This is a genomic window from Pseudomonas sp. ES4, assembly GCF_050586665.1.
Classification (GTDB): domain Bacteria; phylum Pseudomonadota; class Gammaproteobacteria; order Pseudomonadales; family Pseudomonadaceae; genus Aquipseudomonas; species Aquipseudomonas frederiksbergensis.
Genome location: NZ_JBOBDO010000018.1, coordinates 48,565 through 70,073 on the forward strand (window position 1 = coordinate 48,565; position 21,509 = coordinate 70,073).

Annotated in this window: 20 protein-coding genes; 11 read left to right on the top strand and 9 right to left on the bottom strand. The window is 58.0% G+C overall.

What is annotated here, in order from left to right:
- The first annotated feature begins 72 nt into the window (after positions 1-72).
- A complete protein-coding gene (locus ACQ4OB_RS19340) occupies positions 73-294 on the top strand; it encodes a YgdI/YgdR family lipoprotein (RefSeq protein ID WP_074878794.1) in 222 nt (73 codons plus the stop codon).
- An 89-nt stretch (positions 295-383) separates the two neighbouring features.
- Here ACQ4OB_RS19340 and ACQ4OB_RS19345 read toward each other — a convergent pair whose 3' ends face one another.
- From ACQ4OB_RS19345 to ACQ4OB_RS19355, 3 genes are all read right to left on the bottom strand, one after another.
- Positions 384-1,274 carry a pseudouridine synthase gene (locus tag ACQ4OB_RS19345; protein WP_074878796.1) on the bottom strand — a complete coding sequence of 297 codons (891 nt, stop codon included), beginning with the start codon at positions 1,272-1,274 and terminating at the stop codon, positions 384-386.
- Between the two features lie 71 nt (positions 1,275-1,345).
- Positions 1,346-1,663, bottom strand: a complete 318-nt coding sequence (locus tag ACQ4OB_RS19350) for a hypothetical protein (protein WP_008145883.1) — start codon at positions 1,661-1,663, stop codon at positions 1,346-1,348.
- Between the two features lie 157 nt (positions 1,664-1,820).
- Positions 1,821-2,057, bottom strand: coding sequence for a glutaredoxin family protein (locus tag ACQ4OB_RS19355; RefSeq protein WP_074878797.1), 237 nt, complete (start codon positions 2,055-2,057; stop codon positions 1,821-1,823).
- A 204-nt stretch (positions 2,058-2,261) separates the two neighbouring features.
- On the opposite strand from ACQ4OB_RS19355, the gene ACQ4OB_RS19360 reads away from it, so the two are divergent.
- Positions 2,262-3,974: a cation:proton antiporter gene (locus tag ACQ4OB_RS19360; RefSeq protein ID WP_074878799.1), complete on the top strand. Its 1,713-nt coding sequence runs from the start codon at positions 2,262-2,264 to the stop codon at positions 3,972-3,974.
- Here the strand turns inward: ACQ4OB_RS19360 and ACQ4OB_RS19365 are convergent.
- Positions 3,971-5,179 (bottom strand): ammonium transporter, encoded by a 1,209-nt coding sequence (locus ACQ4OB_RS19365; RefSeq protein ID WP_430956272.1) that lies wholly within the window; start codon positions 5,177-5,179, stop codon positions 3,971-3,973. The genes ACQ4OB_RS19360 and ACQ4OB_RS19365 overlap by 4 nt on opposite strands.
- A gap of 306 nt (positions 5,180-5,485) precedes the next feature.
- Between ACQ4OB_RS19365 and ACQ4OB_RS19370 the strand changes: the two genes are divergently transcribed.
- From ACQ4OB_RS19370 to ACQ4OB_RS19405, 8 genes are all read left to right on the top strand, one after another.
- Positions 5,486-5,800, top strand: coding sequence for a DUF883 family protein (locus ACQ4OB_RS19370; protein WP_074878802.1), 315 nt, complete (start codon positions 5,486-5,488; stop codon positions 5,798-5,800).
- Position 5,801: 1 nt separating this feature from the next.
- Positions 5,802-6,191 (top strand): phage holin family protein, encoded by a 390-nt coding sequence (locus tag ACQ4OB_RS19375; protein WP_008145878.1) that lies wholly within the window; start codon positions 5,802-5,804, stop codon positions 6,189-6,191.
- A complete protein-coding gene (locus ACQ4OB_RS19380; protein ID WP_074878804.1) occupies positions 6,188-6,529 on the top strand; it encodes a hypothetical protein in 342 nt (113 codons plus the stop codon). Before ACQ4OB_RS19375 ends, ACQ4OB_RS19380 begins: the two co-directional genes overlap by 4 nt.
- Before the next feature lie 178 nt (positions 6,530-6,707).
- Complete coding sequence (locus tag ACQ4OB_RS19385) at positions 6,708-8,036, top strand: deoxyguanosinetriphosphate triphosphohydrolase (RefSeq protein WP_430956273.1); 1,329 nt, start codon at positions 6,708-6,710, stop codon at positions 8,034-8,036.
- A 186-nt stretch (positions 8,037-8,222) separates the two neighbouring features.
- The gene (locus ACQ4OB_RS19390; RefSeq protein WP_076028159.1) at positions 8,223-8,615 is read left to right on the top strand and encodes a response regulator; all 393 of its coding nucleotides are present in this window, start codon (positions 8,223-8,225) and stop codon (positions 8,613-8,615) included.
- Positions 8,616-8,868: 253 nt separating this feature from the next.
- Positions 8,869-9,495: a response regulator transcription factor gene (locus tag ACQ4OB_RS19395; protein WP_074878811.1), complete on the top strand. Its 627-nt coding sequence runs from the start codon at positions 8,869-8,871 to the stop codon at positions 9,493-9,495.
- A gap of 8 nt (positions 9,496-9,503) precedes the next feature.
- Entirely contained in the window at positions 9,504-13,148 is a 3,645-nt protein-coding gene (locus tag ACQ4OB_RS19400) for a transporter substrate-binding domain-containing protein (RefSeq protein WP_430956274.1), read from the top strand.
- Between the two features lie 49 nt (positions 13,149-13,197).
- Positions 13,198-16,143: an HD domain-containing phosphohydrolase gene (locus ACQ4OB_RS19405; protein ID WP_430956275.1), complete on the top strand. Its 2,946-nt coding sequence runs from the start codon at positions 13,198-13,200 to the stop codon at positions 16,141-16,143.
- On the opposite strand, the gene ACQ4OB_RS19410 is transcribed toward ACQ4OB_RS19405, so the two are convergent.
- On the bottom strand, positions 16,144-16,626 hold the full coding sequence (locus ACQ4OB_RS19410; RefSeq protein WP_074878818.1) for a GAF domain-containing protein: 483 nt from the start codon (positions 16,624-16,626) through the stop codon (positions 16,144-16,146).
- Positions 16,623-17,513 (bottom strand): ATP-binding protein, encoded by an 891-nt coding sequence (locus ACQ4OB_RS19415; RefSeq protein WP_074878819.1) that lies wholly within the window; start codon positions 17,511-17,513, stop codon positions 16,623-16,625. The genes ACQ4OB_RS19410 and ACQ4OB_RS19415 overlap by 4 nt, the downstream gene beginning before the upstream one ends.
- A gap of 166 nt (positions 17,514-17,679) precedes the next feature.
- On the opposite strand from ACQ4OB_RS19415, the gene ACQ4OB_RS19420 reads away from it, so the two are divergent.
- Positions 17,680-20,001 (top strand): response regulator, encoded by a 2,322-nt coding sequence (locus ACQ4OB_RS19420; RefSeq protein ID WP_430956276.1) that lies wholly within the window; start codon positions 17,680-17,682, stop codon positions 19,999-20,001.
- On the opposite strand, the gene ACQ4OB_RS19425 is transcribed toward ACQ4OB_RS19420, so the two are convergent.
- The 3 genes from ACQ4OB_RS19425 to msrB form a co-directional block, all read right to left on the bottom strand.
- Entirely contained in the window at positions 19,985-20,446 is a 462-nt protein-coding gene (locus ACQ4OB_RS19425; RefSeq protein WP_074878823.1) for a MarR family winged helix-turn-helix transcriptional regulator, read from the bottom strand. The two genes, ACQ4OB_RS19420 and ACQ4OB_RS19425, sit on opposite strands and share 17 nt — an antisense overlap.
- Positions 20,443-20,928, bottom strand: a complete 486-nt coding sequence (locus ACQ4OB_RS19430; RefSeq protein WP_074878825.1) for a glutathione peroxidase — start codon at positions 20,926-20,928, stop codon at positions 20,443-20,445. The genes ACQ4OB_RS19425 and ACQ4OB_RS19430 overlap by 4 nt, the downstream gene beginning before the upstream one ends.
- Positions 20,929-21,091: 163 nt before the next feature.
- Positions 21,092-21,487 carry a peptide-methionine (R)-S-oxide reductase MsrB gene (gene msrB / locus ACQ4OB_RS19435; RefSeq protein ID WP_074878827.1) on the bottom strand — a complete coding sequence of 132 codons (396 nt, stop codon included), beginning with the start codon at positions 21,485-21,487 and terminating at the stop codon, positions 21,092-21,094.
- Positions 21,488-21,509 lie beyond the last annotated feature (22 nt).

The following is a 21,509-nucleotide window of genomic DNA, read 5'->3' on the forward strand; positions in this document are numbered from 1 at the left end:
AGAAGGAACTTGCGCGCGCTCTACACGTCTCAAGCTCAGTAACCAAAAGAATTCATATTCGGAGACACACTCATGACTCAACGGACCCTCGCCACTTTCATGCTCGCACTGGGCCTCGCTACCCTCGCCGGTTGCGCATCGCCTACAGTGATTACCTTGAATGACGGTCGAGAAATCCAGGCTGTCGACGCGCCAAAGTTCGATAAGGATTCGGGTTTCTACGAATTCGAACAACTGGATGGCAAGCAGAACCGCATCAACAAGGATCAGGTTCGTACCGTTAAAGAGCTGTAATTTTTGCGGTGAACAACCGGATATGAAAAAGCCCGCTTCATGCGGGCTTTTTCGTGGCTGAAGATCGGCAGATTCGCTGAATTTGGTGATCACCACTGCAGGGTGATGGTGCTTTCGAATGCTCTTTCCTGGCCGCTGACCGGGTCCACAAATCGTAATCCCTGAGCGAGCAGTTTCAAAGGATTGGCATAGTCATCCTCAACACCCTTGAGTACGTGCGGATAAAACGGGTCGTTGCAGATGCTGGCGCCCAAGGCTGTCATGTGCACCCGTAATTGATGCTTTTTGCCTGTCACCGGGTAAAGCGCATAACGCCACAGATCACCGTTCTTCTCCGTAACCTCGACAGCCGTTTCGGTATTGCTGACGCCCGGGCCTTCCTGCATGCGGAAGAAAGGCTCGCCATCGATGAGCCGACTCTTGTGGACCAGCGGAAAAGACAGTTCAGGTAGCGCTCGGGCAATTGCCTCGTAGCGTTTTTCGATCTGCCGTGTAGGAAACAAGGACTGATAGGCGGAACGGCTCTGAGGGTTGGCGGAAAACAGCACCAACCCCGCTGTGTGCCGGTCAATGCGATGCAAAGGCACCAGATGCGGGTTATCGAGTCGACGGATCAACCGTCGCAACAGGGTTTGCTCCACGTATTCACCCGCCGGCGTCACCGGTAGAAAATGCGGCTTGTCCGCCACGACCAGATGCTCATCCGCATACAGAATCGACTCAACCACCGGGATCGGCTTTTCGTCCGGCACCTCACGGAAATAATGAATCCGCAAGCCTTCCTTGTAAGGAAGATCCAGGGCGATCGGTATGCCGTGACCGTCGAGGACACGGCCACGAGCGATTCTGTCCAGCCATTGTTCACGACCGATGGCGCTGAAGTGCTCGCACAGACAATCGAGTACGGTCCGCCACGGACCGGGCGGCAAGTAGAGCGTGCTGGCCTGGTTGTGTGCAGCAGAAAATGATGAAGTGGACATACGAAAATTCTAACCCTCAATACAGGGCGGCATTATCCAACAGCGACCGGAACGAACCTAGAAGAGAATCCTCAAGCCGGAATCTGCGTGCGCGCTGCCGCTTCGGTGAACTCCTTGAGCCAGCGCAGCACATCGACTGCCTCCCATCGACCTGGGTCATAAAGTGCATACAACAAACCCTGATAGCCCACGACATCCAGCTGCCGGTGATAGCCCGCGCGCTGGAACAAGGCTTCGATTTCGGCGAAACAGGTATTGAAATGCAGTTTATTGAAAGGAGTTTTTCCTTCTGTCACCAGGCCATCCAGGCGCAATTCGAGGACAGCCTCGCGCACCACGTCCGCCGACATCCGGTTCACGCTGTTCTTCAATTGTTCGACATTGACCACGATTCATCCCTCTCACGCCCGGACCGCCTGCCCAAAACCCGAAAACCAGAGGGCAAGGCAGGCATCACGAATAACTGTATGTGCATACAGTATCCGATCAATGCCGGTAAAGCCAAGGGAACCATCGCAAAGTTCGACAGGCGGGAACACCGACCGCCTAACGCAGGAACGCCACTACCTGATCGGCACTGAACGGCCAGCCCAGCTCCGCGCCGGTATCGATCCGCCGTAAAACCGGAATACGCAGACTGTAAGCCTCGAACCATGTTTCGTCGTCCGCGATATCCACCAGTTCCACCAGCAGACCGCGCTCGACAAACTCCATCAGCATGGCTTCGGCGACTTCACAAAGATGGCAACCAACGGTGCCGAACAGCTGACATTCAGGAAGCATGACTACAAGACCCGGTAAAGTAGGCGTTCATTCTAGGCCCGCCACGAAAAGCCGTCGAGCCAGGGACATCTTGATCAAAACTGGTTTCATGAGATTTCGGCAACGCCCTGACGCAAATCATTCGACCTGAACATCACTTGCGTCATGCTCGCCGCTTTTTTGCCTCTACGCTTGAATTGCCAGCGCCCATCACCGGAGTTATTCGTGTTCGCCAACCTGTTGATCATCCTCGCTTCCTCCCTGGTGGTGATTGCGCTGTTCCAGCGCCTGCGATTGCCACCCGTGCTGGGCTACCTGTGCGTGGGGCTGATGATTGGGCCAACCGCATTCAACTGGGTAAATGACAGCGAAGAGCTGCCGGACCTCGCCGAGTTCGGCGTAGTGTTTCTGCTGTTTTCCCTGGGGCTGGAGTTTTCCCTGTCGAAAATCCTCGTGTTGCGCCGAGTGGTATTCGGGCTTGGCAGTCTGCAGGTGCTGTGCTCCGGGATGCTGCTAGGGGGGTTGCTGATGCTGCTCGGCATGCCGATCACGCCTGCGCTGTTACTCGGCGCCGGCCTGTCGCTGTCTTCCACTGCCATAGTCAGTAAAGAACTGAGCAGTCTCGGCGAGATCTTCAGCAGCCACGGCCAGAATGCCATCGCCGTGTTGTTGTTCCAGGACGTCGTGGCGGTATTGCTGCTGACCCTGGTGCCGGTGTTCTCTGGCAGCAGTGACCAGGCCTGGTATTGGGCGCTGCCACTGACGCTGGGTAAAACCGTCGTACTGTTCGTGGGCCTGCTGCTGGTCAGTCGCTGGTTGCTGCCGCGGTTGTTCCATGAAGTGGCAGCTGCCCGCTCCCCGGAACTGTTCGTACTACTGGCGCTAGTCATTGTTCTGCTGACGGCGTGGCTGACGCACCTGCTCGGTCTCTCCCCTGCCCTGGGTGCATTTCTCGCCGGCATGCTGCTGGGAGAAAGCCATTACCGGCACCAGATCGAGGCCGACATCCGCCCGTTCCGCGACATCCTGCTCGGGCTGTTCTTCGTCAGTATCGGCATGCTGATCGACTTGCAGTTGTTCGCCAGCCACGGCCTGCTGATCCTCGGCCTGACCCTCGGGCTGTTGCTGCTCAAGGGCAGCGTCGTTGCGCTGCTGGTCAAATGGCGTGGCAGCGATGGCGAAACCGCCTGGCGCAGCGGCCTGGCATTGGCCCAGGGCGGCGAGTTCTGCTTTGCGCTGATGGCACAGATGCAGCAAAACAAATTGATGCCCGCGGATTTTGGTGGCCTGCTGCTGGCGGCGACCTTTTGTTCGATGCTCGTCACGCCGTTGTTGCTGCGCGCCGCCCCCCACATCGCCACACGCCTGCACCGCAAACCCAACGAAGAAGCAAAACTTGAAGAAATCAACGCGCTCAATGCCGGGTTACACAACCATGTCGTTATATGTGGCTACGGTCGTGTAGGTCAGTCAATCGGCCGCGCGCTACGCAACGCGCAACAACCCTACATCGCACTGGATACTGATCCGGTGCGTGTCCACGAAGCCGCCATGGATGAGACCTGCGTGCATTATGGCGACTCAAGTCGCGGTGAACTCCTGGTTGCGATAGGGCTGTCGCGCGCCAGGCTGCTGGTGATCGCCGTGGATCAGACCGACATTGCGTTGTTGATTCTCAAGGAAGCGCGGCAACTCAATGCGAGCGTGCCGATTCTGGTGCGCACACGCGACGACAGCCAACTGGCCGAGCTGAAGGCAGCCGGCGCCAGCGAAGTCGTGCCCGAACTGCTGGAGTCGAGCCTGATGCTCGCCTCCCACGCGCTGATCATGCTGGGATTACCCGCACATCAGGTACAGGAGCGGGCCGACCAGATACGGCACGACCGCTATCGCCTGCTGCACGGTTTCTATCCGGGTACTGATGACGAAGAAACCTAGTCCTGGCTCACAGCGCCAATCTTATGCACCGACAAGTCAGCGCCGTAATACTCTTCTTCCTGACTCAGACGCAGACCATGCAACGCCTTGATCACGCCATACACGGTAAAGCCGCCGGCCAGCGCCACGATCACCCCCAACGCGGTGCCGATCAACTGGCTGATCAGACTCACGCCGCCCAGCCCACCCAACGCGCTCTGGCCGAAAATGCCGCAGGCGATTCCGCCCCAGATGCCACACAAACCATGCAACGGCCAAACCCCCAGCACATCGTCGATGCGCCATTTGACTTGAGCCGCAGTGAAGCACCAGACAAACAATGCGCCGGCGATGACGCCGGTGACCAGCGCGCCCACCGGGTGCATCAGGTCGGACCCGGCGCAAATCGCCACCAACCCGGCCAACGGGCCGTTATGCAGAAAACCCGGGTCATTGCGCCCGATGATCAGCGCCGCCACGGTACCGCCGACCATGGCCATCAGCGAGTTCACCGCCACCAGTCCGCTGACACCTTGCAGTGTTTGCGCGCTCATTACGTTGAAACCGAACCAGCCAACGATCAGGATCCACGACCCCAGCGCCAGAAAGGGAATGCTCGAGGGCGCGAACGCCACCAGTCGCCCTTCGCGATAACGACCATTGCGCGGCCCGAGCAACAACACCGCCGCCAGGGCCAGCCAGCCACCCATGGCATGAACCACGACCGAGCCGGCGAAATCATGGAAGCTGGCGCCAAAGCGTTCCAGCAACCAGGCTTGCAAACCAAAGTTGCCGTTCCAGATCGTGCCCTCGAAAAATGGATAAATGAACGCCACGATCAGCGCCGTCGCGCACAACTGCGGGACAAACCGGGCACGTTCGGCGATGCCGCCGGAAATGATCGCGGGTATTGCCGCCGCAAAGGTCAGCAGGAAGAAAAACTTCACCAGTCCATAGCCATGATCAGCATTGATCACAGCCGCCGGTTGCATGAAGGTCACCCCGTAGGAAATCCAATAGCCTATAAAGAAGTAGGCCAGGGTCGAAATGGCGAAGTCGCTGAGAATCTTCGACAAGGCATTGACCTGGTTCTTTTGTCGAACCGTGCCGACTTCAAGAAAGGCGAAACCGGCGTGCATCGCCAGAACCATGACCGCGCCGATCAGAATGAACAACGTATTGGAGCTATGAACCAGACTGTCCACAGCGCTTTGCAGATTTTCCATGGGGTTGGCAGACCTGAAGGCTAAAAAAGCACCAAAGCAGTTCGCGCAGACAATTCATGCACCAAGTTGCATCCTGACAGGATCAGCAGATCGATCCCGATGAGCCACTTTGGCGCACAAGGTTGCAACCTTTGCGCGAGTTTTCATTATTTGAGATAAGGTTTTGCTCGCATCCTGCCCAGCAACAGCGCAACGGCGCAGACAGACGCACCACGACATAGCAAAAGTTGTACCAGTCATTTGTACTGAACCTTCGCGCAAGGCTCATACTCGAACGATTCAGAAGCCACTTACGGAGATCCACCCATGGCCAGCATCAAGGCAAAGACTGCTCAAGAAATCCTGATGAATGATTTTCAGACTCTGGTCAGCGACACCGAACGGTTGCTGGAACACACGGCAACATTGGCCGGCGATCAGGCTGATGAGCTGCGTGAGCAAATCCACGACAGTCTGCTGCGTGCGCGCGAAACCTTGAAATTGACCGAAGACTCCATGCGCGAACGCGGCAAGGCCGCTGTTACCGCCACTGAAGACTATGTCCAGGCCAACCCATGGCAATCGGTCGGGATCGCGGCCGGGGTTGGTTTCCTGATTGGCTTGCTGGCCACTCGGCGCTGATATGGCTATCGGCGAATCCGGCTCGTCCGCAACGGGCCCAAGCTCCTCACCGCGGCGCCTGGGTGCTGCGTTTCTTGGACTGCTGCACAGTCATGTCGAACTGTTCGGCATTGAATTGCAGGAACAAAAAGCCCGCACGGTAAGCCTGTTGCTGTTCGCAGGCCTGGCGCTGGTTTTTGCCTTGCTGTTGCTGGTGGGCTTGTCGACGCTGGTGTTGATCCTGTTTTGGGACACCTATCGCCTGGCGGCCATCATCGGGCTTTGCGTTTTCTATACCCTCGCGGCGATTTTCTGTGCGATGCGCTTGAGAGCGGCGATTTTCGATGAATCCTCGCCCTTCCACGGCACCCTGGAAGAATTGGCCAACGATCGGGAGCGTCTGCTGCCATGAGCCTGCCTGAACTGCCTCACAACAGCTCGCGCACTGAAATGCGCAAGGCACTGATCCGCCTGCGCATGGAAATGCATCGTCAGGAAATCCGTCACGAATCCGCGCAACTGTTGCAACCCTTGCAGCGTGTGCGCGGAATGACGCAAAACCTGCAGGACGGCTTCGGCATCAAGCACGCGCCACTCTGGGGCGTGGCAGCCGTCACCTTGCTGGGCTTTCTGACGGGCAAGGGCGCCAAGGGCGGTGGCGTCAGCAGCCTCACTCGGCTGGTTCGGCTGGGCGCCACGCTGGGTCCGTTGATCAAGCTGGTCATGCAAGGCTCTTCGCGTCACCACTAAGGCCATATCTGGCCGCGTTCTTGTAACACCGGGACTGAACCTCTTTATCGAGGGGTTCAGTCCTGCGCGCCTCGCCGGCAAGCCGTGCGCCTACAGATGTGTGGGTGTTTTTCGCTTGCAGGTCCGCACGCGAACCCGGAAGCTTAAGCAACCGAACACCTGACGGAGAGAACCCGCCTTGGATTGGCAAACCCTGCTTACTCGCGAACGCCTCGGAAAGCCTCTGCACAGCCCGGAAGAACTCGGCCGCAGCCCGTTCCACAAAGACCACGACCGGATCATTTTCTCGGGCGCGTTTCGCCGCCTCGGCCGCAAGACCCAGGTCCATCCGGTCAGCAGCAACGATCATATCCACACGCGCCTGACCCACTCGCTGGAAGTCAGCTGCGTCGGTCGTTCGCTGGGCATGCGCGTCGGCGAAACCATCCGCAGCGCCCTGCCCGACTGGTGCGAGCCCAGCGACCTGGGCATGGTGGTGCAATCGGCTTGCCTGGCCCATGACATCGGCAATCCACCCTTCGGCCACTCCGGCGAAGACGCAATTCGCCACTGGTTCCAGCAAGCCGCCGGCCGTGGCTGGCTGGATGCGATGAGCGAAGTCGAACGCAATGACTTCCTCAATTTCGAAGGCAATGCCCAAGGCTTCCGGGTACTCACCCAACTGGAATATCACCAGTTCGACGGCGGCACCCGGCTGACCTACGCCACGCTGGGTACTTATCTGAAGTATCCATGGACGGCAAAACACGCAGATTCACTGGGTTACAAGAAACACAAGTTCGGCTGCTATCAGAGCGAACTTCCACTTCTGGAACAAATCGCCCATAAACTCGGCCTGCCGCAACTCGAGGAACAACGTTGGGCGCGCCATCCGCTCGTGTATCTGATGGAAGCTGCCGATGACATCTGTTACGCGCTGATCGATCTGGAAGACGGTCTGGAAATGGAGCTGCTGGAATACGCCGAAGTCGAGTCCCTGTTGCTGGACCTTGTAGGTGACGATCTGCCGGAAACCTATCGCCAGCTGGGCCCACTGGATTCGCGTCGACGCAAACTGGCGATCCTACGAGGCAAAGCCATTGAACACCTGACCAATGCCGCTGCGCGGGCTTTTGTCGAGCAACAGGGCGCGTTACTGGCCGGCACGCTGCCCGGTGATCTGGTGGAGCACATGCACGGGCCTGCCAAGCGTTGCGTGCTGAATGCGAAGGACATGGCGCGGAAAAAAATCTTCCAGGACAAGCGCAAGACCCTGCATGAAATCGGCGCCTACACCACGCTGGAAATCCTGCTCAACGCCTTCTGCGGCGCGGCACTGGAACAGCATAACGGTCGAACCCCGTCCTTCAAGAGTCGCCGGGTCCTCGATCTGTTGGGAAACAATGCGCCCGATCCTCACGGCCCCTTGCACGCCTCGTTTCTACGGATGATTGATTTCATCGCCGGCATGACCGACAGCTATGCCAGCGAAATGGCGCTGGAGATGACCGGTCGTTCAAGCCACTGATAAAACCGGGGGGGGGCGGCCATTACACCGCGTGCAATGGTTGATTTGCCCCCCTCCCCCCCCAAGTGCACTCAACGTTCGCCGAATCCCCCTACAACATGTGCTGAGCTAACTGATCGATTATTCGGTAACTTCGCGAAATAATCTCGCTTCCTTCAGTTCAACAGAAGAAGCGTGAATACTCCTATGTTCAAAGACGATCTGCGCATCTTGCTGGTGGAAGATCATCCCTTCCAACTCCGGGCGACTCAATACCTGCTTGAGAGTTACGGTTTCACCCAACTGACCACCACTGACAGCGCCGATGGCGCCTTGCATCAAATGCTCAAGGCGGTGCAACCGTTTGATATTCTTCTGTGCGATCAATGTCTGCCCGGTCTTTGCGGACTTGATCTGGTCGAATTTGCCAGCCAGCGGGGGATGATCAGACAGGCAATACTATTAAGCAGCCTGACATCCGATGAACTGGATGAACTTGAAAAAAAGGCCAACGAACACGGACTGCCATTATTGGGATACTTGATCAAACCTCTGAAACAATCCGAATTTAGAAACTTGTTGACCTTGGCATCATTCTAAAAAAACACATACCAACCACACTAACCCCCCGCCAAAACACAATTTGAAACTTACCTTAAACAACTCCAACACTTCGACCAACTACCAACAACCTTCACCTTTCCTCATAAGAAACCTAGTTGATACGTAGTCCTATTCTTCTTCAGTCGTAGGACTATTCCTATATTGCGACTACAGGTCCGTCAGTTCATGCGTCACCTCAACTATCTGAGCTAAGGTGCGCGCTTTATTAGAGCTCGTATGGGATTTGATTATGAACTCCGTTTTTATTGTCGACGATCACCCGGTCATCCGCCTTGCCGTCAGAATGTTGCTTGAACATGAAGGTTACAAAGTCGTCGGCGAAACCGATAATGGGGTCGACGCCATGCAGATGGTTCGCGAATGCATGCCTGACCTCGTCATACTCGACATCAGCATTCCCAAACTGGACGGGCTGGAAGTTCTCGCCCGTTTCAACGCAATGAGTACCCGCCTGAAAACATTGGTATTAACAGCACAGAGCCCAACACTTTTCGGTATTCGCTGCATGCAATCCGGCGCATCGGGATATGTGTGCAAACAGGAAGACCTGAGTGAGCTGGTCAGTGCTATAAAAGCCGTATTGTCAGGTTACAACTACTTTCCCAGCCAGGCCTTGAATCCTGTTCGCTGTGATGATGCTCGTTTTTCCGACCTGGAATTGTTCAAGTCAGTCAATGATCGGGAACTGATGGTCTTGCAACTATTTGCCCAAGGACGCACCAACAAGGAAATTGCCAAAGGCATGTTTCTGAGCAACAAGACTGTTAGTACTTATAAAAAACGCCTCATGCAGAAACTCGAAGCCAAATCTCTGGTTGAACTCATCGATATGGCAAAACGTAACGCGTTAGTGTGAGAGACAGGATGCCCAGTCGTATAAAGGATTATCTGAGACTCATGGCCGCAGGTTTATGTCTGCACACCTCAGTGGCCGCTGCGCAGACCGTCAGCGAGAACTACAACCTGATGAGTCGCTCGATGGCTGGACACCAGGAAGTCCAACTGGATAAATCACAACGACAATGGATTGAGCATAAACGGGAACTGATCCTGGGCACGTCAGCCCCGGACTACCCCCCTTTCGACCTGACCATCAGTGGTCACGACTACGAAGGCTTTACCGCCGATTACGCAGGTATCCTTGGCAAAACAACCGGTCTGCCCATCAAGGTGCTGCGCTTTGCGTCCCGGGAGGCCGCGATCGAGGCGCTCGAAAGTGGCAAGATCGACTTGCTGGGGACCGCCAATGGTTTCGAAGCCCGCAACGTTGACATCGTACTTTCCGCACCCTACGCCGCAGACCAGCCGGTTCTGGTGACCCGCGAAGGTGAAACCCGATCCTTGACCGATGGCCTGTCCGGGCTACGGCTGAGCATGGTGTATCACTATTTGCCGCTGGAAGAGGTCAAGGCCATGTATCCGGGGGCGATCATCACGTCCTTTCCGTCCTACCAGAATGCGATTAATGCCGTTGCCTTCGATCAGGCTGACGTGTTTCTGGGTGACACGATTTCCACCCATTACATGATCAACAAGGGTTATCTGAACAACATCCGCATGGCCAACTTCGGCAAACACGAAGCCCACGGTTTCAGCTTTGCCGTGCATAAGGACAACCCGCAACTGCTCGGCATCATCAACGCAATGCTGTTAGCCATCCCCACCAGCGAACGAGACAACATTGCCAAGCGCTGGAGTGCCGGCAGTGACATGCTGCTCACCGATCAGAAACTGCAACTCACCCACAAAGAGGAACGCTGGCTGGCACAAAACCCGGTAGTGCGAGTGGTGGTCAATGAGGCTTTTGCGCCGCTGACGTTTTTCGACAGTGATGGCAACTTTCGTGGGGTTACTGCGGACTTGCTGGAGCTGATCAGATTGCGCACCGGCTTGCGCTTCGATGTCCGTCGCAGCCGCAGCGATGAAGAGATGATCCAACAGATCAGCGACAACCAGGCCGACGTGATCGCCGCACTTCTTCCCAGTGCCCAACGTGAAACGACGTTGAACTTCACCCGCCCCTATTTGCAAAACTCCTTTGTCCTGCTGACTCGCAAAGCCGCCGACAGCCCGGCAAGCCTTGCGCAGTTGGAGGACAAACGCCTGGCAATCGCCCAAGGCAATCCCCTGGTGGATTACCTGCGCAGCGAGTTCCCGCGGATCAAGCTGATTGAAACCCCGGATACCTTCAGCGCCGTGGAGTTGCTGGCCGAGGGCAAGGCAGAAGGTGCGGTGAATTCACTGGTGATTGCCAACTACTTCATCTCTTCGCAGCTCTTCGAGCACACCCTTCAAATCAGTACCACCATCGGCACCCGGCAAGCTGCGTTTTCACTGGCAACAAGCCGGGACGCCAAAGAACTGAACACCATTCTCGACAAGGCGCTGCTGAGCATTGCACCGGAAGAACTGGGCATCATCAACAGCCGCTGGCGCGGCTATTCGGCGTCCTCGCAAAGTACCTGGCGCAACTATCACCGTCTGTTCTACCAAGTCGTCATCGGTGCCGGGGTGCTGCTGCTGATTTCCGTTGCCTGGAACGCTTACATGCGGCGCCAGATAAAGCAGCGCCAGGCAGCCGAGCGTGCGTTGAACGATCAACTCGAATTCATGCGATCACTGGTCAACGGGACGCCTCATCCGATCTACGTCCGCGATCGCCAGGGACTGCTGCAAAGCTGCAACGACAGTTACCTGGAAGCCTTCTGCGCAAGACGTGAAGACGTCATCGGCAAAAGCGTCATGCAAGCCAGCCTGAGCAATGCGTTCGAAGCCCGGGAATTTCAGGCCGATTACCAGCGCGTCGTGGCCGAGGGCAATCCGCTGATTCTCGATCGCGCGCTGCACATCGGCGAGCGCAGGCTGACGATTTACCACTGGATTCTTCCCTACCGTGATTCGAGCGGTGAAGTCCAAGGCATCATTGGCGGCTGGATCGACATCAGCGAACGGCGGCAACTGTTCGATGACCTGCGCGAGGCCAAAGAGCGCGCCGATGAAGCCAACCGTGCCAAAACCACCTTTCTGGCGACCATGAGCCATGAGATCCGCACTCCGATGAATGCGGTCATCGGCATGCTCGAACTCACGCTCAAACGCATCGATCACAAGCACCCGGATCGCCCGGCAATCGACGTGGCGTACAACTCGGCGAAAGACCTGTTGGAGCTGATCGGAGACATTCTCGACATTGCACGGATTGAATCCGGACGCCTGAGCCTGAGTCCTGAACGGGTCAATCCCAGTGAAATCGTGGCCTCGGTGGTGCGGGTCTTCGATGGACTGGCGCGTCAGAAAAATCTGCAGCTGCTGCTGGAATTTCGCCCTGCCAATCCAGGGTTTGATGTCCTGCTGGACCCGATGCGCTTCAAACAGGTGCTGTCCAACCTGGTGAGCAACGCCATCAAGTTTACGGAGCACGGCCAAATCAGGATCATCGTCGACCTGCAGCTGACCGCCGAGCCTGAGCGGGTCCGGATGTTGTTGCAGGTTCATGACAGCGGCATAGGGATCAGCGAACAGGATCAGCAGCGGTTGTTCGAACCCTTTGCTCAGGCCGATCACGCCGTGCAGTCAGCCAGAGGCGGTGCGGGGCTTGGGCTGATGATCAGCCGCAGCCTGTGCGAAATGATGGGCGGCAGCCTGCAATTGAGCAGCCAGCCGGGTGCCGGCACGCACGTCGAGGTGTCGTTGCACCTGGCAACATTGCCATTGGTACAGATGCCAGAAACTGCTGAAGCGAAAATCCGCACCACTGCGACTCCCTTAAACGTTCTGGTGGTCGACGATCACCCCGCCAATCGCTTGCTCATGTGCCAGCAACTGGAGTTTCTGGGCCATCGATTCAGCGTCGCGCCGGATGGACAGGCGGGGCTTCAGGCATGGGAAGCCGAGCCGTTCGATCTGGTGATTGCCGATTGCAACATGCCGGTCATGAACGGATACGAACTGGCCCGCGCCATTCGCCAACATGAACAAAAAACGCACCGCCCGGCCTGTACCGTGCTGGGTTTTACCGCCAACGCACAACCGGAAGAAATACAACGCTGCAAACAAGCCGGGATGGACGATTGCCTGTTCAAGCCACTTACCCTCACAGCCTTGAGTCAGTGGTTTGAAGGTATCAGGCCAACCGTGCGCGATCCTGCCTTCAGTCTGCAAGGATTGCGTCTTTTGACCGGCGGAGATCCGGTATTGGACCAGCGACTGTTGACCGAACTGTTGAACAGCAACCGTCTGGACCGACAAGAACTGCTGGCCCTGTCCCCCTCCAAAGAGCCTCAGTCATTTCTCGACGTCGCCCACAAAATCAAAGGCGCCGCCCGAATCGTCCAGGCGTCCAGGGTGATCGACAGCTGCGAGGCGATGGAAAAGGCCTGCCATGAAGTGTTCCATCAGGATCAAGTGGCCGATTGCAGCAAGGCTATAGAGCGCGCCATGCTCGAATTGGAGCAGGCATTGCAGCAACAGATCGGCCAAAACGACAAAGGCAGAATGACAGAGCCTTAACTATGCTTGGACGCTGAGCAGTGTGTTAACCATCATGGAGAGACCTGCAATGCCCAGCCCACTGCGCCCGGATCAACGTCGGTTTCCCCTGCACGTCCATATCAGTGTGATGTTCACATTCCTGCTGTTGCTGACCGGCGTGGTGCTGGGCCTTTTCAACTACCAGCAAACCACGCAGATCATCCTTTCCAGCAGTGAGAAACTCTTCAACCGCATCGAGCAGGATGTCCGTCTCGACCTGCACGCCACTTATGAACCGATTCGCCATCTGCTGTCCCTGCTGGCGCAATACCCGGCGACCCAGGCACCTGACCTTGCGCAACGCCTGGCGCTGCTCAAACCCTTCAGCCAGTCGCTCAAGGACAACCCCGACCTGGCCTCGTTGTACCTTGGCTATGGCAATGGCGATTTCTTCATGGTTCGGCCCTTGCGAACCCCCGAGTTGAAAACGCTCCTCAAGGCACCGGACACGGCGGCTTATCAGGTGTGGAGCATTGAGCGAACAGGCAACAGCGGCCAGGTCCGCTCCCAATCATTGTTTTTCGATCAGGATCTGGCCCTCATCAGCCGCCAGGACAACCCCGACGAATCCTACGATCCGCGAACCCGTGCCTGGTATGCCAATGCCCGTAGCGACAGCAATCAGATCACCACCGAACCCTATCTCTTTTTCTCCACCCGCAATGTCGGCACTACCCTGGCCCGGCGCAGTGGCGAACAGGCGGTCATGGGTGCCGACCTGACCCTGGCGGCACTCTCCGCAACCCTGGCCAAACATGTCGTGACCCCCAGTACCGAAATCGTGCTGTTCGATGCTGAAGGAAATGCCATCGCGTATCCCGACAACAGCAAACTGATCATCGACGATCAGACTGCCCGCCTGATCAAAGCCGCCGACCTGAGCCCCAGCCTCGGTGCATTGCTCAACAATCCCTCCGCAGGTAATCGCCTGGATGTCGCCGGTCGTCAATGGATCGTTGCCCGCAGCCGCATGCAGGAGGGCGGCCCTCAGGGGCTGCAACTGGCGCTGCTGGTGCCGGAAGATGAATTGCTGGTCGATGCCTACCGCATGCGCTGGCAAGGCGCGCTGATTACCCTGGCCACGCTGTTGCTGTGCCTGCCGCTGGGCTGGCTGACCTCACGAATCCTGGTCAAACCCTTGCGCGCGCTGGTGCAGGAGGCCGATGCGGTGCGCAGTTTCGACTTCAACTTTCCGGCCTCCCGTCGCTCTCCCGTGCTCGAAGTCGACCAACTGAGCGTGTCGATGACGCGCATGAAAGACACCCTGGCGAGTTTTTTCCGGATCACCGACAGCCTGATCGCCGAGACTCGCTTCACCCCCTTGCTGGAACGGGTGTTGTTTGAAACCGTGAAAATCGGCCAGGCCCAGGCCGGCCTGATCTACCTGCGCGAAAGTGATGGCGATCGAATGGAGCCCCATGGCCTGGTCCTCAACGGTTCCTCACGGGCATTGCCGCCATTTCATCTTCGAGCACACGACTCCCAGGCGCCGCAAAGCCCGGCATGGCTACAACAGCTGTCGAAGGCCGACAACATCGTCACCACGCTTGGTTTCGAACAGGCCGGGGATTTGCAAAAGGTGTTGCATGAGCTGGAGTGTCCCCGCGTCCACCTGATCGGCATTCGACTGCACAATCGTCATAACGAAACCGTGGGCCTGCTGGTCCTGCTATTGGCCGATAGCGGCAACCAGAGCGATCTGGAGAAACTTCGTCCGGACCGCATCGCGTTCCTCCAGGCTGTGTCAGGCGCGGCCGCCGTCAGTATTGAAAGTCAGCGTCTGCAAGCCAAACAAAAACAACTACTGGATTCCTTCATTCAACTGCTGGCAGGGGCGATTGACGCCAAAAGCCCCTATACCGGCGGTCACTGCCAGCGAGTACCGGCGCTGACCCTGATGCTCGCCCAAGCCGCCGCTGCCAGCCAGGCCCCCGCCTTCAGTGGCTATCAACCCAACGAAGATGAATGGGAAGCGCTGCACATCGCCGCCTGGCTGCACGACTGCGGCAAGGTCACCACCCCGGAATATGTGGTCGATAAAGCCACGAAGCTGGAAACCCTCAACGACCGTATTCACGAAATCCGCACCCGTTTCGAAGTGCTCAAGCGCGATGCCTGGATCAGCTATTGGCAAGCCATGGCCCTGGGCGGTAACGAGCAGCACCTGGCCGAACTGCGCAACGCCACGCTGGCGGGGCTGGACGATGATTTCGCGTTCGTTGCCCGCTGCAACCTGGGCAGCGAGGCAATGGCCGAGTCCGACCAGCAACGCCTGCGCAGCATTGCCCAACGCAGCTGGACCCGAACCCTGGATGACCGGCTGGGCGTTTCCTGGGAAGAGAATCGACGTCAGGCACGGACCCCGGCACCGGCACTGCCGGTCAGCGAGCCATTGCTGGCGGACAAACCCGAGCACCTGTTCGAACGCCCCGAAGCCGAGTTGATTCCAGAGGACAATCCCTGGGGGTTCAAGCTCGATGTGCCGCGCTACAAGTACAACCGGGGCGAGCTCTACAACCTGAGCGTTGCCCGAGGCACCCTGACCCGCGAGGAGCGTTACATCATCAATCACCACATGGTGCAGACGATTCTGATGCTCAGCCACCTGCCCTTCCCCGGCCACCTCACCAATGTCGCGGAGATCGCCGGCGGCCACCACGAGAAAATGGACGGCACGGGGTATCCCAAACAGTTGAAGCGCGAAGAAATGAGCCTGCCGGCGCGGATGATGGCGATTGCCGATATTTTCGAAGCCCTGACCGCCGCCGATCGCCCCTACAAGAAAGCCAAGTCCCTGAGCGAAGCGCTGGGCATCATGGCCACCATGTGCCGGGATGCTCACATCGATCCCGAGTTGTTCGAGCTGTTCATCAACGCGCAAATCTACTTGGAGTACGCCGATCGTTTCCTCGATCCCCAACAGATCGATGCGGTTGATCCGGCAAGCCTGCTGGTCAAAGCAGGCCTGGCATGATCAGCAGTCGGTCAGGCGCAGGAAAATCGCCGCCAATTGCTCGATACCAGCCTGATCTTCAACGGTAAAACGCGCCAGTTTCGGGCTATCGAGGTCCAGCACGCCAATCAATCGACCGTCCTTGACCAGTGGCACCACCAGCTCGCTGTTCGACGCACTGTCGCAAGCGATGTGCCCGGGAAACGCATGCACATCCTCGACCAATTGGGTCTGCAAGGTAGCCGCTGCCGCTCCGCACACGCCACGGCCGAACGGAATCCGCACGCAGGCGATCTGTCCCTGAAACGGGCCAAGCACCAGCTCTTCGTTGCGATTGAGGTAGAACCCGGCCCAGTTCAGGTCATCGAGCTGGTTGAACAGGAACGCCGAGAACTGCGCGGCGTTGGCGATGAAATCCCGTTCGTCCGCCAGCAATGACTCCAATTGCGCCCACAGCATGCCGTAGCCTTCGAGGCCCTGGCCGCTCTTTTGTAAATCGATCATGCCTTGTGCTCCAACAGCTTCAGCCCGACCCAATAGCGGGCAAATTGATACGCGCAACGTCCGTTGCGATTACCGCGGCCCGTGGCCCAACGTACCGCGAGGATGTCCAGTTCTTCGTCCCGCTGCCACTTGAGGCCCGCCTTGTCGGCCAGTTGACCGATCCAGTGTTCGACGACGTTGAGGAAGTGCTCCTGGGTAAACGGATAGAACGACAGCCACAATCCGAAACGATCCGACAGCGCAATCTTGTCTTCCACCGCCTCACTGGGATGGAGTTCGCCGTCAACGCGTTTCCAGTTTTCGTTATCGCTTTCCTTTTCCGGCACCAGATGGCGACGGTTGGACGTGGCGTACAGCAAAACGTTATCCGGCGCCTGTTCGAGAGAGCCGTCGAGCACGCTTTTGAGCACGCGGTAATCGCCCTCGCCCGACTCGAACGACAGATCATCGCAGAACAGCACGAAACGCTGGGGCAACTTGGCGATCTGTTCGACAATACGCGGCAAGTCCGCCAGGTGATCGCGCTCGATTTCGATCAAGCGCAAACCGGCTTCGGCGTGTTCGGCCAGCAAGGCGCGAACCAGCGACGATTTACCGGTTCCACGCGAACCCCAGAGCAGCGCGTGGTTGGCCGGCATGCCGTCGAGGAACTGTAGGGTATTACGCCCCAGTTGCTCCACTTGACGGTCGACACCGACCAGGTCGGTCAAACGTGTGTCGAGGCTGACTTGCAGCGGCAACAGAAAACCGCTGCGGCCCTCACGTTGCCAGCGCGCGGCCAGGCAGTGAGTCCAGTCGATGGTTTGCCGAGGTGCTGGCAGCAGCGGTTCGATACGGGCCAGAACGGCATCGGCGCGTTCAAGAAAAGCATTTAATCGGGAATCCACGTCTTCTCCTCGGGCACGTTCACAGTAATGATGGTGATACAGCGACGAAACACAACATCCGGTGTCCGGTTCATCCCTCTGCACAAGGGCTCACGAGAACATCGGTATCCATGCATGATCGACTATGCTTGAGCAGCGAAGGGAAACGGAAGTGGTTCAACACCCCATGGATATCAAGTTCACCAACCGGCTGTCCTACAAGCAAGCCAGGCTGACTGTGCTGGTCGGTTTCATTCTGGGCACGCTGCTCAGCCTGCTGCAAATAGGCATCGATTATGCCAGTGAAGACGCCTCCATCAACCGCGAAATCCTGTCGTTGCTGGAAATCAGCCATAACCCCGCGTCCCGCATTGCCTACAACATCGACGCCGAACTCGCTCAGGAACTGACCCTGGGCCTGTTGCGCTCGCCGGCGATCATCGGCGCGCAATTGATCGACAACAACAGTACCGTGCTGGCCAACGTCAAACGCCCGGGGGTGCAAAGCGGCTATCGGGTGATCAGCGACTTCCTGTTCGGCGCCAATCGGCAGTTCGAAGACCGTCTCTACCTGGATCACTTGCCGACCGAATCCCTCGGCATCCTGCGACTGGACGTCGACACCTATTCATTCGGCAACCGCTTTCTGCGTCGGGCCGAGGTGACTCTGCTCAATGGCTTCGCGCGCAGCCTGCTGCTGACTGGCATCCTGCTGGCGCTGTTCTACGTGATGCTGACCAAGCCGTTGGTGCGAGTCATCCGTGAACTCAGCAGTCGCGACCCGCGCAGCGCGGAGTCAACGTCGCTGGAGTGTCCGACGGACCATGAAAACGATGAAATCGGTGTACTGGTCAAGGTGGCCAATCAACAATTCGAAAACATCGCCACCGAAATCCAGCAGCGACGCAACGCGGAAAACCGCCTGACCGACTACCTCGGGCAACTGGAGAACATCGTCTCGGCCCGCACTGCGGAACTCAAGGCGATCAACTCGCGGCTCAGCCAATCCAACGAGGAACTGGAAGTCGCCCGCAGCACCGCCCTGGACATGGCCGAAGCGCGCTCGGTGTTCCTGGCCAACATGAGCCACGAGATCCGCACGCCGCTCAATGGCCTGTTGGGGATGATCGCGCTTTCCCTGGACGGACCGCTCAATGCCGAGCAACAGCAACAGCTGTCCATCGCCCATGACTCAGGCAAAGTGCTGGTGGAACTGCTCAACGATATTCTCGATCTGTCGAAGTTCGATGCCGGCCAACTGGAGCTCGAACATATTCCGTTCGATCTTGGCTCGCTGATCGAAGACACCGCCAACCTGCTATCGCAAAACGCCGCGCCGAGTGTCGAGCTGAGCTGCCTGATCGACCCGCAGTTCCCGGCCCTGGTCCTGGGGGATCCGACGCGAGTCCGACAGATCGTCAGCAACCTGTTGTCCAACGCCCTCAAATTCACCCGTTTCGGTCGGGTCGATGTGCGCCTGTCGACATTCGAGGACGGCGTCAGAATCGAAGTCTGCGACACCGGCATCGGTATCGCCCAGGATGCCCAGGTCAAGATCTTCCAGCCCTTTACGCAAGCGGGTGCCGGCATTACCCGGCAATTCGGCGGGACCGGGCTGGGTCTGGCGCTGACCTACAACCTCTGCGAAGCCATGCAAGGGCGCCTCACCATCAGCTCGGAAGCAGGCTTCGGCAGTCAGTTCTGTGCCGATCTGCCGCTACCCAGCCACACCCGCGCCCTTCCCCCGGCCTCTTTACGGGGCAAGGTCATCGCAATCACCGCCGCCAGCAGCGGTCTGGCCGAACTGTTGAACAGTGTTTTGCCTGGCTGGGGGCTCGACTATGAGCAGCGTTCCATCGATGACTCGTTGCTGGGTGTGAACCCGGATGTGCTGATTACCGATTGCCCCGAATGTCTGTTTGGCCTGCGTCCTTCGTGTACAGCCCCCATTCTGCTGGTCACCGCGTACGGCAGTTTCCTGCCCAGCGAAGAAGCCCTCGCCCTCGCCCCCTTACAGCAACAGGCGCGACCTCTGGCACGCAACGCGCTGTACCAGACGCTAAGGCGAACCCTGCAGCCGGAACTCAGCACGATCAACGGTGCCCGGCTCGACGTCCTCTCCCCACAACGACGCGGGCGCGTGCTGTTGGTGGAGGACAATCCGGTCAACCAACTGGTGGCCAAGGGGATGCTCGGAAAACTCGGTTGCGAGGTGATTGTCGCCGGTCACGGTGGTGAGGCGCTGGATCAGCTGGAGCAGAGCGAATTCGATCTGGTGCTGATGGACTGCAACATGCCGGTGATGGACGGCTACGAGGCCAGTCGGCAAATCCGTCGCAGCGGACGCTGGCCACAGCTGCCCATCGTCGCCCTGACCGCCAACGCCATGTCCGAGGAGCGCGAACGCTGCCGTGCGGCTGGCATGAGCGATTACCTGGCAAAACCCTTCCGCCGGGAAGAGCTGGCTGCCCTGCTGGATTTATGGATTCCGACTACGACAGTACTTTGATTTGCCTCAACAGGTGATCAAGGCCGTCGCGCAGATCATTCAAGCGATCCAGATCGACACCGCTGTCGCATAACAGACGGGCCTTGAGCGGCCCGACCTGATCGCGCAAAGCCTTGCCGGTTGGCGACAGGCTCAAGTGCACTTCCCGCTCGTCCCGCACCGAGCGCTGCCGCTGAACCAGTTGCAGTTGCTCAAGACGCTTGAGCAACGGCGTCAGCGTGCCGGAATCCAGTGCCAGGCGTTCGCCCAACGCCTTGACCGTCGGCTGCTCTGGCGCTGCGTCCTGCCATTCCCACAACACCAGCATCGCCAGGTATTGCGGGTAGGTCAGGCCGAGCTGATCGAGCATCGGCTTGTAGGCGCGGATCACCGCCCGGGAAGCGGCGTACAGCTTGAAGCACAGTTGACTGTCAAGCTTCAGGGAATCGACTGACAAGGTGTTCATTTGAGCAGGGCTTCGATCTCGCGGCTCAGGTCCTGCGGCTTGGTCGCGGGGGCGAAGCGCTTGACCAGTTGACCATCCTTGCCAATCAGAAACTTGGTGAAGTTCCACTTGATGCCTTGGGAACCCAGCACACCCGGCGCGCGCTTTTTCAGTTGAACGAACAGCGGATGGGCACCGGCGCCATTGACTTCAATCTTTTTGAACAGCGGGAAACTGACGCCGAAGTTCAACTCGCAGAACTCGGAAATCGCCCCTTCGTTGCCCGGCTCTTGCTTGCCGAACTGGTTACACGGAAAACCCAGCACCACCAGACCTTGATCCTTGTAGGTCTGCCACAACTCTTCAAGACCTTTGTACTGGGGGGTGAAACCGCATTTGCTCGCGGTGTTGACCACCAGCACGGCCTTGCCGGCGAAATCGGCCAGGGTCTTTTGCTCACCCTTGATGGTGGTGCAAGGGATGCTCAGAAGGTTGTCGCTCATGGTTCGGACTCTGAATGAGGGAAGATGAGACAAACATAGCGAGCAATTGAATTGTGTGCAATTTAATAAATCAATTGCCGATTGACTGTAGGAGCACGGCTTGCCTGCGATGGCGTCCTTTTGATCGCCATCGCGAGCAAGCTCGGCTCCCACAGGGCTCGCATTACGCGCGCGGTGCCAGGTCCAGGCACACTGAGTTGATGCAATAACGCAGGCCGGTCGGCGGCGGGCCGTCCGGGAACACGTGCCCCAGGTGCGCATCGCATTTGGCGCAGACCACTTCGGTGCGGATCATGCCGTGGCTGACGTCACGGATCTCGACCATGGCGCTGTCGCCGATCGGTGCATAAAAGCTCGGCCAGCCGCAGCCGGAATCAAATTTGGTCTTGGAATCGAACAGCGGCTCGTTGCAGCAGATGCAGTGGTAGACACCGTCAGTTTTGGTGTCGTTGTACTTGCCGGAGAACGGCCGCTCGGTGCCCTTGAGGCGGCAAACGTTGTACTGCTCCGGATCGAGCATCGCCCGCCATTCTTCCTGGGTTTTTTCCAACTTTTCCATCATCACACCTCAGCAGCTGAAA

Excerpts from the sequence above, each read along its gene's own strand:
- ACQ4OB_RS19340 (WP_074878794.1), top strand. The coding sequence starts at position 73 with ATGACTCAACGGACCCTCGCCACTTTCATGCTCGCACTGGGCCTCGCT.
- ACQ4OB_RS19345 (WP_074878796.1), bottom strand. The coding sequence starts at position 1,274 with ATGTCCACTTCATCATTTTCTGCTGCACACAACCAGGCCAGCACGCTC.
- ACQ4OB_RS19355 (WP_074878797.1), bottom strand. The coding sequence starts at position 2,057 with ATGCTTCCTGAATGTCAGCTGTTCGGCACCGTTGGTTGCCATCTTTGT.
- ACQ4OB_RS19365 (WP_430956272.1), bottom strand. The coding sequence starts at position 5,179 with ATGGAAAATCTGCAAAGCGCTGTGGACAGTCTGGTTCATAGCTCCAAT.
- ACQ4OB_RS19370 (WP_074878802.1), top strand. The coding sequence starts at position 5,486 with ATGGCCAGCATCAAGGCAAAGACTGCTCAAGAAATCCTGATGAATGAT.
- ACQ4OB_RS19375 (WP_008145878.1), top strand. The coding sequence starts at position 5,802 with ATGGCTATCGGCGAATCCGGCTCGTCCGCAACGGGCCCAAGCTCCTCA.
- ACQ4OB_RS19380 (WP_074878804.1), top strand. The coding sequence starts at position 6,188 with ATGAGCCTGCCTGAACTGCCTCACAACAGCTCGCGCACTGAAATGCGC.
- ACQ4OB_RS19390 (WP_076028159.1), top strand. The coding sequence starts at position 8,223 with ATGTTCAAAGACGATCTGCGCATCTTGCTGGTGGAAGATCATCCCTTC.
- ACQ4OB_RS19395 (WP_074878811.1), top strand. The coding sequence starts at position 8,869 with ATGAACTCCGTTTTTATTGTCGACGATCACCCGGTCATCCGCCTTGCC.
- ACQ4OB_RS19400 (WP_430956274.1), top strand. The coding sequence starts at position 9,504 with ATGCCCAGTCGTATAAAGGATTATCTGAGACTCATGGCCGCAGGTTTA.
- ACQ4OB_RS19405 (WP_430956275.1), top strand. The coding sequence starts at position 13,198 with ATGCCCAGCCCACTGCGCCCGGATCAACGTCGGTTTCCCCTGCACGTC.
- ACQ4OB_RS19410 (WP_074878818.1), bottom strand. The coding sequence starts at position 16,626 with ATGATCGATTTACAAAAGAGCGGCCAGGGCCTCGAAGGCTACGGCATG.
- ACQ4OB_RS19420 (WP_430956276.1), top strand. The coding sequence starts at position 17,680 with ATGGATATCAAGTTCACCAACCGGCTGTCCTACAAGCAAGCCAGGCTG.
- ACQ4OB_RS19425 (WP_074878823.1), bottom strand. The coding sequence starts at position 20,446 with ATGAACACCTTGTCAGTCGATTCCCTGAAGCTTGACAGTCAACTGTGC.
- ACQ4OB_RS19430 (WP_074878825.1), bottom strand. The coding sequence starts at position 20,928 with ATGAGCGACAACCTTCTGAGCATCCCTTGCACCACCATCAAGGGTGAG.
- msrB (WP_074878827.1), bottom strand. The coding sequence starts at position 21,487 with ATGGAAAAGTTGGAAAAAACCCAGGAAGAATGGCGGGCGATGCTCGAT.